The following is a 14,543-nucleotide window of genomic DNA, read 5'->3' as shown; positions in this document are numbered from 1 at the left end:
AGGTACGGCGGCGAAAGTCGTCTCACCAGGCCGAACGGGGCCGCGCACCGTGCTCCCGAACCGAGAGGACCCACCCATGCCCGCCTCCCAGACCACCACCACGACCGGTCAGTTCACCTTCGCCGACTGGCAGGAAAAGGTGATCGGCCCAGGCGAGGACACGAACCCCCGCCTCGCGCACGCCTCCGTACGGAACACCTTCAGCGGGGGCGTCGAGGCGGCCGGGACGATCTGCGAGTACTCCATCGTCTACGTCACCGCCAAGACCGGCTCCTTCAGCGGCATGGAGCTGATCACCGGCCGCGTCGACGGCCGCGAGGGCGGCTTCGCCGTCGAGGAACGGGGGTGGTTCGACGAGGACGGCACCGTGCACTGCGCCTTCGACGTGGTGCCGGGGTCGGGCAGCGGGGAGCTGACCGGACTGAAGGGGAAGGGCGGCTTCACCGCCCGGCACGGTGAGACGGCGGTGACGTACCGCTTCGAGTACGAGGTCGACTGAGCCCGGCCCGACCGGAACTTCGTGGCTCGGGGTAACAGGCTCTGTGTACAGTGGTGGCGCCTCGCGTACGGCGTTGTAGTACGCGGCGCCTCCTTAGCTCAGCTGGCCAGAGCAACGCACTTGTAATGCGTAGGTCGTCGGTTCGAATCCGACAGGGGGCTCCGCTGAAACCCCAGGTCAAACTCATCTGACCTGGGGTTTCGTGGTAAGCGGATGCGGCAGCGGCACACGTTGCGGGCCACGGTCTCAGATGTGGTCTCAGATGCGGTTCCGGGGCGGGGCCCGGGCCGGCTTGAAGGTGTCGAGCTCCGTCACCGGCTGCGAACCGGGGCCGAGGACCGGATCGGCAAGCCCGGAACACCGGGCTGCGCACCCTGGCGCCTTCCGGAGAAAAGACACCCCTTGAAGAGTTAGAGCGCCCAAATATCTTCTGATTCATCTGTCGACGCATCAACTAAAAGGGGGAGTTGCTCCGATGGCGTGAAGGCCGCAGAAGTGTTGGAATGGAGTTGTGGCTTGAACTCCGAAAGAACCAGGCTGCGGGAGATGTATAGCGATGACTTCCGCTGAACATTACATAGTTGTGTCTGGTGACGCGGTCATAGGGTGGGCGCTGACCAGTGCATCGAAGAAAGAATCACTGGGAGACCCGGTGGGGAAGTGGTACAACCAGGACAGGGTAGGCGTCAGGCCGCTGGAAGGCGGGGCATGGCTTTTGGACAACATTATTCGAGAAATCAAGCCCACGGAATTCGAGGTGGCGTCGCCAGAGTGGGGGGAGCATTTCGAAGACAAGAGCTTCAATAAGTATCATCACTACTTCATGACCATCAAGAAATTGGAAGCGGAGGAGGGTGCGAAGGGCTGGCGGCAAACACAAATTCAGGGTTACAGTCCCCGGCCAACAAACTGCGGTGGCCTGACTCCCTCCTCGCCGGAGGAGGAGCATCTCGATTACGAGATCAAGAATGATATAGACAACCCGGACGTAGTCGTAATCGAAGATGCGGGGGTGGGCTACAGGTCCAGCCATAAGGCTCAATGTTGGCCGCTTTCGATAGAGAACGAAGGGGGGACCGTCCCGTGGGTGATTGTTGAAATGGGACACGGCGAGGGAGACAGGGGCGATGCCGGCATAGCCAGGGGAGAACTGTGGGAGAGGCTTAGCAGCAGCGAGGCACGCCTTGACAGGTTGATCGTTGTTACCACCGCTGAAGATCTCCGGTATGACCCGACGATCGAGATCAGCAAGAATCTTTCATGGGAAAGGACCGCTGAGGATTGTGCGACAGCGATCCTCAGCAATACCGGACTCCCTGCATGCCGATATGTTATTGCCTCATTTGGGCCGGTCGGTGCGCTGCTCTACGATCGCGACCGGAATGACTTCACGCTGTACTTTGATCGCAAAGGGATGGAAGACACGTCAGAGTTCAAGCAGGGAGGTATGTGGGGCTTTACGACCACACTCACGGCGGCACTCGCCAAGAGAGTCATGGACCACTGCTTGGAGGGTGATTCGAACCTTCGTGTCGATATCGCAGTTCAAGCAGCTCTTGAAGCCATGAGAGCGGCCTACCGGAAGGGGTACATCACCAGCCAGACCATGAGTGGGATGCCGGCAATCAGCTTCCCGATACCAACTGTGAAGGACAATATAAACAAGGTCTTGGATGATGGGTGGCACAGCGGGAACTTCGGTATGGCTCGCGTGCCGAATCCGACTCGGCGTCCGCCCGAGTTCATCCCGACCAAGTGGTCAATACTGGGAAGTCTCCCCGAAGACGTCCAAACGGTGGCCGAAAACATCGTCAGGTACGGTGTCGACATAGCGTTGCCCAACGTTCCGGTTGGCGAGTACGGCGACCTGCTGACAGTTGACCGGAAAGAGATCGAGAGCTTTGAGTCCATACGCAATCTCGTTCGAGGATACTGGGGGCGGGCGACACTGGCGAAGCCTCGACCGATATCCATAGCCGTCTTCGGGGCGCCAGGGAGCGGAAAATCGTATGCTGTGAAGCAGGTAGTAAAATCACTGGATTTCCGTCATGAGTTTCGAGAGTTCAATCTTTCGCAATTTGGGTCTGTTGATGATCTGTGGGATGCCTTGCATGTCGTCAGGGATGACGGACTTCGCGGTCTGTTCCCCATCGTTTTCTGGGATGAGTTCGATTCGGAGTATGGCGGGGACTTGGGCTGGCTTCGTTATTTCCTGTACCCCATGCAAGATGGGAAGTTCAGGGAAGGTGAGGTCGAGCATCCAGTCGGTCAGGCATTGTTCGTGTTTGCTGGAGGAACCTCGGATAGCTTGCTCTCTTTTGAGAGGAAACCACGGTTTAGGGATGCGAAAGGGCCGGATTTCCTCAGCAGGATACGGGGTCACATAAATCTGCTCGGTACTGATCCGCAGGGCGAGGATGATCGTTACTATATTATCCGGCGTGCAATTCTCCTCCGCTCGTGGCTTGCGGACGAGAAGCTCAAGCTTGAGCGCGATGGTGTCATCAACATTGACGACGGCGTACTCAACGCCTTTTTGCGAGCTCCTCGGTACAAGCACGGAGTTCGCTCGATGCAAGCGATCGTGGAAATTAGCGAGTTGTCGCGCGCGAGTCAATTCGGGCGCTCCAACCTCCCCTCTCCTGGCCAGCTGGACCTTCATGTCAACGAAAGGGAATTCATGTCACTTGTTCGGGCATATGGTCAAAGTTCAATCTCCCTCAGGCTGTGACTGGATCTAGCTCTACTCCGGGCCTGGGCTATTTCAGTCTGCGGGCGATTTCCAGCTGGTCGTCGTCGAGGGGGCGGTCGTCCTCGATGTCCCACAGGGCGTTCTGGAGGAGGCGGCCGAGGGTCCAGGCCCGGGCGCGGGGGCGGTCCAGGGCGAGGGTGTCGGTCATGGCGTCGAAGCGCCAGAGGATGTCGTCGGGGTCGTAGCGGTTGTCGATGGCCGGCCAGAGTTCAAAGCCGGGGTCGCCCACCAGGGGCTTGGGGTCGATGGCGAGCCAGGGGGCGCGGTGGGAGGCCAGGACGTTCTCGTCGTGGAGGTCCCAGTGCAGGAGGCGGTCGCCGGGTTCGTCCGCGACCTCGCGTACGGCGGCGGCGCAGTCGGCGACGAGGCGGCGGGCCGCGGGGTCGGGGATGCGGGCCAGCGCCCACGGGGTCCGGTCGAGCATGGCGCGGGCGATGTCGCCGAGGTGGCGCAGGCCGGGCGGGGCGGGGAAGGAGGTGAGGTGGGCGAGGAGTTCCGCGATGGTGACGACGGCCCGGTGGGTGTCCGGCTCGTGGGACAGCATGCGCCTCTCGTCGAGGCGTTCCAGGAGCATGGTGCCGGTGGGCTCGTCGTGGTCGAGGAGGCGGACCGCTCCGTCGCCGTCCCAGGCGCGCAGGGCGACCGGTTCGCCCTCGCTCTCCTCGTCGAGGAGCTGGAGCTTGAGGACCGCGGGGGTGCCGTCGGGGCGGAGCACCGGGAGGACGAGGGCGGAGACGCCGTGCATGGGGGGTCCGTCGGGGGCCAGTTCCCAGCGGTCGAGGAAGCCGGCCGTCAGGTCCGGCAGTCCCGCGATGAAGGCGCGGCCCGCCTCGCCGTTGTACTTCTCCTGTGATGCCGCCAGTTCCCGGGGAATGTCGATCACTCGCCGCACCGTAGCGGGGCGGGCCGGGTGGGGCACGCGAATTTGCGCGGGGCCGGAGTGGGCCGGAGTGGATCGAGGAGGCCGTATCTCGGGGGCGGTGTGTCGTACCTGTGTGCGAGCATCTCGCCAACGACCATTGATCCAGGGGGGATTGCCGTGTCGGGAACCGACGTGCGTCCGAGACCGAGACCGAGATCGAGCCCCAGACCGAGACGGGGGCGGGGTGTCGCGTCCGCCGTCGCCGTCTCGCTGTTCGTCTCGCTGCTGAGCCTGACGGGGGCGGGGACCGCGGTGGGGGCCGCGGCCGAGGCCGCCCAGGCCGACGGGCCCGAGTGCGCGCCGCTCGCGCTCGCGCCGTTCGGCGACCCGGGGGAGGCTGTCGGCAGGGCGACCGTTCCGGCGCAGAGCAGCGCCTGCTTCACCGTGACCGCCGGCTCGGCCGGTCCGCACCTGGTGACCCTGAAGGACAGCGGGAACAACGCCCACGCGGAGCTGTACGACGCGGAGGGCGCCCAGGTCGACTGCTACGCCGACGAGGCCCGCACCGAGGGCTGGTGCCAGGTGCCCGCGGCGGGTACGTACACCCTCAAGGTCGTCAACAGCGGCTGGGTGGACGACGAGAAGGCCGAACTGACCGTCGTCCCGCTCAGCTCGGACACCCGTGGCTGCGCCGGGCCCGTCGGCACCGGCTGGGACCAGCCGGCCGTGATCCGGAGCGCGGCGAGCCCGCTGGCCGTGGACTGCCAGGCCTTCGAGGCCCGGCCCGGTGACCGGATCAAGCTGAACCTACAGCGGAAGGTGTACGGCGAGTCGGTCGCCTGGATCACCGACGAGACCGGTGCCCGGATCTGCGAGCGCTTCCCCGAGGACGGCGAGGACAGCTGCGTGCTGCCCGGCGACGGCCCCTACCGGGTGCTGTCGACCGTCTCGCGTTCGGAGGGCGGCTTCCCCGCCGCCTACGCGCTCCAAGTGCGCCGGCTGAACGACCCGCAGGGCTGCACGACCGCCTCCGTCCTGCCGTACGGGCCGCTGAAGCCGCAGGACTTCGGCACCGACCTCTGTTACACCTTCGCCGCCGGTCGGGCCGGGCCGTACACCGTGCACGCCGTGGACGAGGACCGGTCGGCCGGGGCGGTCCGGGTGTACGACGCCGAGGGACTGACCGTGTGCGACTCCGGCACCGACCCGTGCCGGATCCGTGTGGCGGGTACGCACACCGCCGTCCTGGGCAGTTACCCCTTCGAGGCCTCGCGGGACCGGCTGGTCGTGTTCGACCGGGCCTCCGACGCCGGCTGCGAGGAGATCGGGACCGGCCTGTACAAGGGCGAGCTGAGCACGGCCGGGCAGTACGACTGCCTGACGCTGCCCGCGCCGAAGGACGCCCGGATCGCCGCGCTCACCGCGAACTCCTCGGCCGGGCTGACCCCCGAGGTGGAGGTTCTGGATCGTGCGGGCACCCCGCAGTGCGACAGCGAGGCGCTCCGCGACGGCGACTGCGCGCTGACCGGTGAGGCACCGTTCCGCGCGCTGGTGCACACCGAGGACAGCGGCGATACGGCCACCGGCCCCTACCGGGTCGCCTTCCACCGCACCGACGCCGCCGAGGGCTGCCCCGCCCTGCCCGCGGGCAGTTTCGCCCCGGGCGGCGCCAAGGCCACGCTGACCACGGGCGACGGCGTCTTCTCGCACTGCCTGGGCATCCCGGCCGACGCGCACTCGAAGGCGGAACTGCTCCAGCTGACCGCGACCTCGGGCACCGCTCCGGCCGGCTTCTCGGTGCTGGACTCCGACGGCAAGCGCGTCTGCGACCGCTACGCCACCACCGACGGCTGGACGATCTGCTCGCTGACCCCGGGCAAGGCCCACACCGTGCTGGTGACCGGCCGGGACGAGGCCGCGACGTACTCCCTGACCCGGCGTGACGTCACGGAGGGCGCATCCACCGCCGGCTGTGCCGAGACCGCCGCGGTGAAGGTCGGCGGGGCGTCCCTGAAGAGCCCGTACGCGGCGCCGGGCACCATCAACTGCCACCAGGTGACCACCGGCGCGGCGACCGACGTCGTACACGTCGACGTGCGGGACGCGCTCGGCACCGCCAACAGCGCGGTGGTCGCCGGGGACGGCCGTGTGGAGTGCTCCTTCCGCAACACGTCCTGTGCGGTGAGCGGTTCGACCACCCACCAGGTGCTCGTGCAGACGCCGGTCCATCTGAAGGCGGCGCCCGAGTACCGCCTGGACCGGCTGCGGATCGCGACCGCCGACGGGCCCGCCCCGGAGTGCGTGAAGGTGCCGTCGGTGGCCTTCGGATACGGGCCGGTCACCGGCACGCTGGACGAGTCGCGCACCGCCGTGTGCGCGGCGCTGCCCACCGCGGGCTTCGACCGGTTCGAAACCGACATCAAGGACACCGCGGGCGCCGACGTCAAGGCCGTACCCGTGCTGTACTCCACGTCCACCTGGAAGAACGGCTGCACGCGCTTCATCCCGGAGGGCTACGACTGCGCCGTCCAGGGCTCGTCCTCCGGGAGCGCGCCGTCGCTGTTCCTGCTCGGCCTGCCGGAGAAGGCGTCGAGCACGGCCTACAGCGCCGAACTCATCTGCTCGTCCGCGCTGTGCGGCACGGAGAAGACGGACGTCACCGCCGTCAGCCCGGACACGGGCGCCGCCGGCGGCAAGGTGAAGCTCACGGTCACCGGTACCGCGCTCGGGAAGGACGTCACGGTCCGGCTGAGCCAGGCCGGCAAGACGATCACGGCGGAGGCGGACTCGGTCGCCGCGGACAACCGGACGGTGACCGCGACCGTCGACCTGACGGGCGCGGCGACCGGCACCTGGAACGTCAGCGTGATCACCCGCGGCTGGGAGTTCCAGCGCGGCACCTTCACCGTGACGCCCCGGCCCAGGCTGGAGAACACGGCGGCACCGAAGGTGACCGGCACGCCCAAGGTGGGTGCCGAGGTCACTGCCGCGCCGGGCACCTGGTCGGCCGCGCCGACCACGTACACCTACCAGTGGAAGGCGGACGGGGCCGCGATCGCCGGTGCCACGGCGTCGGCGTACCGGATCCCCGCGGCGCGGGCCGGCAAGAAGATCAGCGTGACCGTGACGGCGGTCAGGAGCGGCTGGCAGAGCGGGTCGGCGTCCTCGCCGTCGGTGACCGTGGCCAAGGGCGACGCGCCCAAGGCGACCAAGCCGCCGGTGATCAGCGGGACGGTCGCGGTCGGCAGGACGCTGACGTCGTCGGCCGGGACGTGGAGCCCGGCGGTGTCCTCCCTCTCGTACCAGTGGTACGCGAACGGCACGGCGATCAGCGGGGCGACGAAGTCCTCGCTGGTGCTGAAGGCGGCGCAGCAGGGCAAGAAGATCACCGTGAGGGTGACGGCCCATCGCGCGGGGCACAAGGACGGGTCGGCGGTGAGCACGGCGACGAAGGCGGTCGCCCGCTGATCTGCGTGAGCGGTGAGCGCGCGCAAGCGCTGGTGACGAGGGGGCCCCTCGAAGGCGAATTCACCTTCGAGGGGCCCTCCTCGATGTCGTGTCAGGGCTCCAGGACGACCTTGCCCGTCGTGCCCCGGGTCTCCAGCGCCCGGTGCGCGGCGGCGGCCTCGCGGAGGGGGAAGCGTTGGACGGCCGGGGTGAGGCGGCCGGCCGCTGCCTCGGCCAGGGCGCGCAGTTCGAGGGTGCGTACAGGGTTGGGGCCGCCGGCCTTCTGGAGCATGACCGGGCCGAGGACCTGCTCGGAGAGGCCCTCGACGAGGTAGGGCTCGCCGTCGTGGATGCCTTCGCCGGACCAGCCGAAGACGATGTGCGCGCCGCCGGGCCCGAGGAGGGCGACGGCCTCGCGGGCCACGTCGCCGCCGACGCCGTCGAAGACCACGGTGGCGCTCCGGCCGCCGAGGTGGGCACGGACCTTCGCGGGCCAGGCCGGGTCCGTGTAGTCGACGGCGAGATCGGCGCCGTTCGCCTGCACGCGGGCGACCTTCTCCGGCCCGCCCGCGAGGCCGACGACGGTGGCGCCGGCGTTCTTGGCGTACTGCACGAGCAGCGTGCCGATACCGCCCGCGGCGGCCGGGACGACGGCCACCGAGTCGGGGCCGAGGTCGGCGAACTGGAGGATCCCCAGCGTCGTACGGCCCGTGCCGATCATGGCGACGGCCTCGGCGAAGTCGAGGTTCTCCGGGATCTCGTGCAGCCGCTCGGCCTCGGTGACCGCCAGTTCGGCGTAGCCGCCGGGGACGAAGCCGAGGTGCGCGACGACCCGCTTGCCGAGCCAGAGGTCCGCGACGCCCTCGCCCAGGGACTCGACGACTCCGGCGACCTCGCGGCCGGGGACGGTGGGCAGGGGAGTCGGCTCGGGGGCCGGTCCCTGTGCGCCCTCGCGCAGGGCGGTGTCCAGGAGGTGGACGCCCGCCGCCCGTACGGCGATACGGACCTGACCGGGGCCCGGGCGGGGGTCCTCGACCTGCTCGTAGGTGAGGTTCTCGGCCGGGCCGAAAGCGTGCAGGCGAATGGCGCGCATATGGGGCTCCTCGTGTCGTCGTGGTCTGCGCCCCAGCCTTCAACCTCAAGCATGCTTGAGGTCAAGGTCCCGTCGGCCGAGGGCCAGGGACACCGCCGTCAGGGCGCTGTTGAAGGAGACCTCCGACAGCACGCCGGGGGCCGCGACCTGGTCACCGGCGAGGTAGACACCGTCGCCCCGGTCCACGGCGGGCCGGTCGCGCCAGCAGGTGCCGGGCGGGTCGACCGCGCCCGTACGGCCGCCCGCGACGGACTCGCGCCGCCAGGTGACCCGTTCGCGCCAGCCCGGGAAGCCCAGGTCGAGCAGCTGCTCGGCGCGGGCGGTGCCGTCGGCCTTCGACTCCCGCGGGGCGAGGGGGATCTGACCCTGGATGAGCTGCTCTCCGGCCGGGGCGAGGCTGCGGTCCTGGGCGGTGAACCGTTCCAGCCAGCCGGGTGCGTCGAGGTCGGACACCGCGAACGCGTCCCCGCGCCGGGTGCGCACGGCGAGGTCGACGAGGGCGGTACGGCCGCTCGGCCAGGTCAGCGAGGAGTCCTGGAGGAGGCGCCGGGCGGCGTCGAGGGAGGTGGCGACGACGACCGGTGTGTCGGTGGGGAGCGCGTCGACCCGGGACAGGGTCTCGATCCGGACGCCCAGGTTCCAGGCGCGGGCGGCCATCCGGTCGATGAGCGTCGCCCAGCCGCCGCGCGGGTAGTGCGCCTCGGGCGGCAGCTTGGTGGCGCGGCGCAGCCTCTCCTGCACGAACGCGGCCGACAGGGAGCCGGGGTCGTGGTGGAAGAGGGCGACGGCCGAGTAGTTGGCCGCGGCCCGGGCGCCCTCCTCGCCCGCGACACCGGTCGCCCAGGTCAGGAAGTCGGCGCCCACCGGTGCCTGCCGGACGGTCCGGCGCAGCAGTTTGAGCATCGGGAACGGCGGGGTGCGGCGCAGCACGCCGTGGTGCCGCAGCCGGAGCCGGGCGGCCTCCAGGGGCGGGATCGGGGCGAGCGGTCCGATGAGATCGCGCTGCTTGAGCCAGGTCCAGTGCGGACCGCCGTTGTAGAGGGCGTGCGGGCCCTCGTTCGTGCGGTACGGGCCCTCGGCGGTGCGGGCCCGGCCGCCGAGGGTGTGGTGGGCTTCGTGGACGGTGACCTCGGCGCCGGCCTCGGCGGCGGTGATGGCCGCGGTCAGGCCGGCGAAGCCGCCTCCGATGACGGTGATGCGGTGCATGGCTGGGGATCTCCCTGGTTGGTCGGGTTCGCCTTCTGGAAGTACGACCGCCAGGGGGCACCGGAATGTGACATGGCCGGGATTCGCGCAGGTCAACCGGTGTTGTCAGTGGAGGGGTGCAGCATGGGGGCATGGCGAGGAGAGCGGCGGGCGGTACGGGTGTGAAGGGCGCGCGGCGGCCGGAGGTGCGGCTGCCCGTGCTGGAGGCGTACGGGGGCGGTGCGCTGGAGGCGGACGGGGACTACGACGGGCTGGAGTTCCGGGACGCGGATCTCGGCGGGCAGGACGGCTCGGGCGCCCGCTTCATGGACTGCGCGCTGACCGGCTGCGCCCTGGACGAGACCCGGCTGCGGCATGCCCGCATCCTGGACTCGGCCCTCACCGGCGTCCGGGGCGTCGGCGCCGACCTCGCCGAGGCGACCCTGCGGGACGTGGAGCTGACCGACGCCCGTCTGGGCGGGCCGCAGCTGCACGGGGCGGTGCTGGAGAGGGTGCTGATCCGCGGCGGCAAGATCGACTATCTGAATCTGCGCACGGCCCGGCTCCGGGACGTCGTCTTCGAGGGCTGCGTCCTCGTCGAGCCGGACTTCGGTGGCGCCCGTCTGGAGCGCGTGGAGTTCGTGGACTGCGCGCTGAAGGGCGCCGATCTCCATGCGGCGACCCTCACCGACGTGGACCTGCGCGGGGCCGCGTCACTGGAGATCAGCCGGGGCCTGGACCGGCTGGCGGGGGCGGTGATCAGTACGACCCAACTGCTGGATCTGGCGCCGGTGCTGGCGGTGCAGTGGGGGATCCGGGTGGAGGACTGACCCTGACCGACCGCGTTCTGTCCAGCGTTCAGTCGGCGCGCTGGCCGTGTTCTGTCCTCTACGGGAGGCGGGGAAAGCGTGCCTGGAGGGTCCAGATCGCCGGGTTCTCCGCGAGGTCGTCGTGCAGGTCGGTGAGGTCGGCGATCAGGTCGTGGAGGAAGTCCCGGGCCTCGCGGCGCAGTTCGGAGTGGGAGACGGTGAGCGGGGGCTCCTCCGCGCGCATCCAGTCGGCCTCGATGTCCACCCACCCGAAGCGGCGCTCGAAGAGGAGCCGGTCGGTCGACTCGGTGAAGTCCAGCTCCGCCCGTTGTGGACGTGAGGCCCGGGAGCCCGCCGGGTCCCGGTCGATCCGCTCCACGATGTCGCACAGCGCCCACGCGAAGTCGAGCACCGGCACCCATCCCCAGGCTGTGGACACCTCGTGATCCGTCTTGGTGTCCGCCAGGTAGACGTCACCGCAGAACAGGTCGTGCCGCAGGGCGTGGACGTCCGCGCGGCGGTAGTCGGTCTGCGGCGGGTCGGGGAAGCGGTTGGAGAGGGCGTAGCCGATGTCGAGCACGGTGTGATGCTGTCACGCCCCCCATAAGATCGGGAGCGTGGCCCGGTTCGTACGTCTTGTCCCCGCCCTGCTCGTCTCCGCTCTCGCCCTCACGGCCTGCGCCGGGGTCCACGGCACCCCGGGCGGCTCCGGCGTACGCGACCCGTTCTTCCCGAAGGCCGGTAACGGCGGCTACGACGTCTCCCACTACGGACTGCGCCTCGCCTACGCCCCGGACACGCACCACCTCACCGGCACGGCCATCCTCACCGCCCGCGCCACCCAGGACCTCTCCGCCTTCGACCTCGACCTGCGCGGCCTGGAGGTCGAAAAGGTCACCGTCGGCGGCGAGACGGCCCGCTGGAACCGGGCGGGGCAGGAACTCACCGTCCGGCCGCACGACGACATCGAACGGGACGAGACGTTCCGCGTGACGGTCCGCTACTCCGGCGTCCCGGAGACCGTCACCGACCCGGACGGCTCCCAGGAGGGCTGGCTGCGCACCTCCGACGGGGTGCTCGCCCTCGGCGAGCCGGTCGGGTCGATGGCGTGGTTCCCCGGCAATCACCACCCCTCCGACAAGGCGGCCTACGACCTCACCGTGACCGTGCCCCGGGGCCTGCGGGCCGTGTCCAACGGGGAGTTGCGGAGCGAGACGAGCTCGGGAGGCCGTACGACCTTCCGCTGGCACACCGGCGAGCCGATGGCGAGCTACCTCGCCGTGCTCGCGATCGGCCGCTTCGACATCGGCCGCTCCAGGACGGGGGACGGCCTGCCCGTGTACACGGCCGTCGACCCGGCGGAGGCGGAGGCGAGCGGGCCGGTGCTCGCGCGGATCCCGGAGGTGTTGCGCTGGGCGGAACGGAGGTTCGGCGCGTACCCGTTCTCCGCCACCGGCGCGATCGTCGACCACGCGCCGAAAGTCGGCTACGCCCTGGAGACCCAGAGCCGCCCTGTCTTCCCCGGCGCCCCCGACCTCACGCTCCTCGTCCATGAACTCGCCCATCAGTGGTACGGCGACTCCGTGACGCCCGAGAGCTGGCGGGACATGTGGCTCAACGAGGGCTTCGCGACCTACGCGGAGTGGCTGTGGCAGGAGGACCACGGCGGCGAGAGCGCGCAGGAGACCTTCGACGCGCTGTACTCCGGCGACTACTTCGACAGCGAGAAGGCCGCCGAGGATATCTGGGAGTTTCCGCCCGCGGAGCCGCCGGACGCCGCGCGGATTTCCGACCCGCCGGTGTACCTGCGGGGGGCGATGGTGTTGCAGAAGGTGCGGCAGGTCGTGGGTGACGACAGGTTCTGGCGGATCCTCCGGGGGTGGGCGGAGCAGTATCGGCACGGGAACGCCGATACGGCCGACTTCACGGCGTACGTCGAGAAGCAGGCGCCCGGGGAGGACTTCGAAGGGGTCTGGGAGGAGTGGCTGCACGGGGCGGGGAAGCCGGAGCGGGGGTGAGGGGGAGCGCCGCGGCGGTTACCAGCGTTGTCGGGTGCGGGTGGTTCGTGGCTGGTCGCGCCCACGCGGCGGAGCCGCAGATCGATTCAGCCCCGCGCCCCCAAGGGCATGCCCTTGGGGGCATGCCCTTGAGGGGAGGAGGTTCGTCAGACGTTGACGCCGAAGTCCTGGGCGATGCCGACCAGGCCCGAGGCGTAGCCCTGGCCGACCGCGCGGAACTTCCACTCGGCGCCGTTGCGGTAGAGCTCGCCGAAGACCATGGCCGTCTCCGTGGCGGCGTCCTCCGACAGGTCGTAGCGGGCGATCTCCGCGCCGCCGGCCTGGTTGACGATGCGGATGTAGGCGTTGCGGACCTGGCCGAAGTTCTGCGAGCGGTTCTCCGCGTCGTAGATCGAGACCGGGAAGACGATCTTGTCGATGTCGGCCGGGAGCGCGGCCAGGTTGACGTTGATCGCCTCGTCGTCGCCGGCGCCCTCGCCCGTGCGGTTGTCGCCGGTGTGGACGATCGAGTTGTCCGGGGTCTGCTTGTTGTTGAAGAAGACGAAGTGGGCGTCCGAGTAGACCTTGCCCTGGTTGTTCACCGCGATCGCGGACGCGTCGAGGTCGAAGTCCGTGCCGGTGGTGGTGCGGACGTCCCAGCCGAGGCCCACGGTGACAGCGGTCAGGCCCGGAGCCTCCTTGGTGAGCGAGACGTTGCCACCCTTGGACAGGCTTACAGCCATTGTTGGGAGTCCCTTCCCTCGTATACGTACGGCAAGAAGCTACAGCTATCCCTATGAACGTCGAGGGACGTACGAGAGGTTCCTGGTCCCTTTACTTTCTTTACCTCGGATATTCGGGTGACGTGGACCGGACAGGAGCGGGAACATGGACGGTATGTCTGGTCCCCACGTCATCCGCGGCTCCGTCTCCCTGCCCGAGGCCGAGCTCATGTGGCGTTTCTCGCGCTCCTCGGGGCCCGGCGGACAGCACGTCAACACCAGTGACTCGAAGGTCGAGCTGAGTTTCGACCTGGCGAGGACCGAGGCGCTGCCGGAGGTGTGGAAGCAGCGGGCGCTGGAGCGGCTGGCCGGGCGGCTGGCCGACGGGGTCGTCACCGTGCGGTCCTCCGAGCACCGCTCCCAGTGGCGCAACCGTGAGGCCGCCGCCGTACGCCTCGCCGCGCTCCTCGCCGAGGCCACCGCACCCCCGCCCAAGCCCCGCAGGCCGACTCGGATCCCACGCGGCATCAACGAGCGGCGGCTGCGCGAGAAGAAGCAGCGCTCGCAGACCAAGCGGGGGCGCTCGGCGCGGGACTGGAGCTAGGGGCTGTCGTTCGGCACCGCGTCTGCGTCGTGATCCGAACGACAGACCCTAGGCCAGGTCCAGGACCCCTACCGTCTGGTCCCCGCTGGTCTCCCCGTTCGTCCGGAAGCCGAGCCCCAGATAGAAGCCCTCCGGGCCGTCGGGGCCCGGGTGCCAGGTGACGTAGAGCTCCTCGGTGCCGCGCCGGCGCAGTTCCCCGGCGACCGACTCGACGGCGAAACGGCCGTATCCCCGCCCCTGCTCCCCGGCCGCGATGTTCAGCCGCCACAGGCCCGAGCGGAGCACGCTGCCGTCCTGGTACCAGTCGGTGTCGAGGAAGGCCATGAGGAAGCCGACCGGGCGGTCGCCGTCGACGATCAGCCGGGGCCAGGCGACGCCGGGATGGACGTAGGCCTCGGCGAGCGACTTCACGACCGGGGCGACCGCGTGCTCCTGGCCGGGGCGGACCCGGATGCCGAGGGCGGCGTCCAGGTTCCCGGGGGTGATCTCTTCGAGGCGCGGGCCGGTCGTCGTCATGCGCGCACCGTAGGCAGGCGGCCCGCCCCCCGGCGAACGGTTTCTTCAGGTCGATTC

12 protein-coding genes and 1 tRNA gene are annotated in these 14,543 nt (G+C 69.4%); 7 read left to right on the top strand and 6 right to left on the bottom strand.

Going from position 1 to position 14,543, the window contains the following annotated elements; translation table 11 throughout:
• Positions 1-76 precede the first annotated feature (76 nt).
• The 3 genes from ABEA82_RS19385 (at position 77) to ABEA82_RS19375 (ending at position 3,230) form a co-directional block, all read left to right on the top strand.
• The gene (locus ABEA82_RS19385; RefSeq protein WP_345662802.1) at positions 77-499 is read left to right on the top strand and encodes a DUF3224 domain-containing protein; all 423 of its coding nucleotides are present in this window, start codon (positions 77-79) and stop codon (positions 497-499) included.
• Between the two features lie 87 nt (positions 500-586).
• A tRNA-Thr gene (locus tag ABEA82_RS19380) sits at positions 587-660 on the top strand.
• Positions 661-1,055: 395 nt separating this feature from the next.
• Positions 1,056-3,230 (top strand): P-loop NTPase family protein, encoded by a 2,175-nt coding sequence (locus tag ABEA82_RS19375; protein ID WP_345662801.1) that lies wholly within the window; start codon positions 1,056-1,058, stop codon positions 3,228-3,230.
• Positions 3,231-3,258: 28 nt separating this feature from the next.
• Here the strand turns inward: ABEA82_RS19375 and ABEA82_RS19370 are convergent, their stop codons facing one another.
• Positions 3,259-4,143: an aminoglycoside phosphotransferase family protein gene (locus ABEA82_RS19370; RefSeq protein ID WP_425588540.1), complete on the bottom strand. Its 885-nt coding sequence runs from the start codon at positions 4,141-4,143 to the stop codon at positions 3,259-3,261.
• 162 nt (positions 4,144-4,305) lie between these two features.
• On the opposite strand from ABEA82_RS19370, the gene ABEA82_RS19365 reads away from it, so the two are divergent.
• Positions 4,306-7,581 carry a Tat pathway signal protein gene (locus ABEA82_RS19365; protein WP_345662799.1) on the top strand — a complete coding sequence of 1,092 codons (3,276 nt, stop codon included), beginning with the start codon at positions 4,306-4,308 and terminating at the stop codon, positions 7,579-7,581.
• Between the two features lie 91 nt (positions 7,582-7,672).
• Here the strand turns inward: ABEA82_RS19365 and ABEA82_RS19360 are convergent, their stop codons facing one another.
• Positions 7,673-8,653, bottom strand: a complete 981-nt coding sequence (locus ABEA82_RS19360) for a zinc-binding dehydrogenase (RefSeq protein ID WP_345662798.1) — start codon at positions 8,651-8,653, stop codon at positions 7,673-7,675.
• A gap of 45 nt (positions 8,654-8,698) precedes the next feature.
• Positions 8,699-9,859 (bottom strand): NAD(P)-binding protein, encoded by a 1,161-nt coding sequence (locus ABEA82_RS19355; protein WP_345662797.1) that lies wholly within the window; start codon positions 9,857-9,859, stop codon positions 8,699-8,701.
• 131 nt (positions 9,860-9,990) lie between these two features.
• On the opposite strand from ABEA82_RS19355, the gene ABEA82_RS19350 reads away from it, so the two are divergent.
• The gene (locus ABEA82_RS19350; RefSeq protein ID WP_345662796.1) at positions 9,991-10,668 is read left to right on the top strand and encodes a pentapeptide repeat-containing protein; all 678 of its coding nucleotides are present in this window, start codon (positions 9,991-9,993) and stop codon (positions 10,666-10,668) included.
• 58 nt (positions 10,669-10,726) lie between these two features.
• Here ABEA82_RS19350 and ABEA82_RS19345 read toward each other — a convergent pair whose 3' ends face one another.
• Positions 10,727-11,227 (bottom strand): hypothetical protein, encoded by a 501-nt coding sequence (locus ABEA82_RS19345; RefSeq protein WP_003991150.1) that lies wholly within the window; start codon positions 11,225-11,227, stop codon positions 10,727-10,729.
• Positions 11,228-11,264: 37 nt separating this feature from the next.
• On the opposite strand from ABEA82_RS19345, the gene ABEA82_RS19340 reads away from it, so the two are divergent.
• A complete protein-coding gene (locus ABEA82_RS19340; protein ID WP_345662795.1) occupies positions 11,265-12,665 on the top strand; it encodes a M1 family metallopeptidase in 1,401 nt (466 codons plus the stop codon).
• Positions 12,666-12,811: 146 nt separating this feature from the next.
• Here ABEA82_RS19340 and ABEA82_RS19335 read toward each other — a convergent pair whose 3' ends face one another.
• Complete coding sequence (locus ABEA82_RS19335) at positions 12,812-13,387, bottom strand: TerD family protein (RefSeq protein ID WP_031113707.1); 576 nt, start codon at positions 13,385-13,387, stop codon at positions 12,812-12,814.
• 145 nt (positions 13,388-13,532) lie between these two features.
• Between ABEA82_RS19335 and arfB the strand changes: the two genes are divergently transcribed.
• Positions 13,533-13,970, top strand: a complete 438-nt coding sequence (arfB, locus tag ABEA82_RS19330) for an alternative ribosome rescue aminoacyl-tRNA hydrolase ArfB (RefSeq protein ID WP_345662794.1) — start codon at positions 13,533-13,535, stop codon at positions 13,968-13,970.
• 48 nt (positions 13,971-14,018) lie between these two features.
• On the opposite strand, the gene ABEA82_RS19325 is transcribed toward arfB, so the two are convergent.
• On the bottom strand, positions 14,019-14,486 hold the full coding sequence (locus ABEA82_RS19325) for a GNAT family N-acetyltransferase (RefSeq protein ID WP_345662793.1): 468 nt from the start codon (positions 14,484-14,486) through the stop codon (positions 14,019-14,021).
• Positions 14,487-14,543: the final 57 nt, after the last annotated feature.

The organism is Streptomyces venetus (assembly GCF_039540295.1).
GTDB lineage: Bacteria > Actinomycetota > Actinomycetes > Streptomycetales > Streptomycetaceae > Streptomyces > Streptomyces venetus.
The sequence above is the reverse complement of the archived record's forward strand: the minus strand, read 5'-3'. Positions and strand labels throughout refer to the sequence as shown.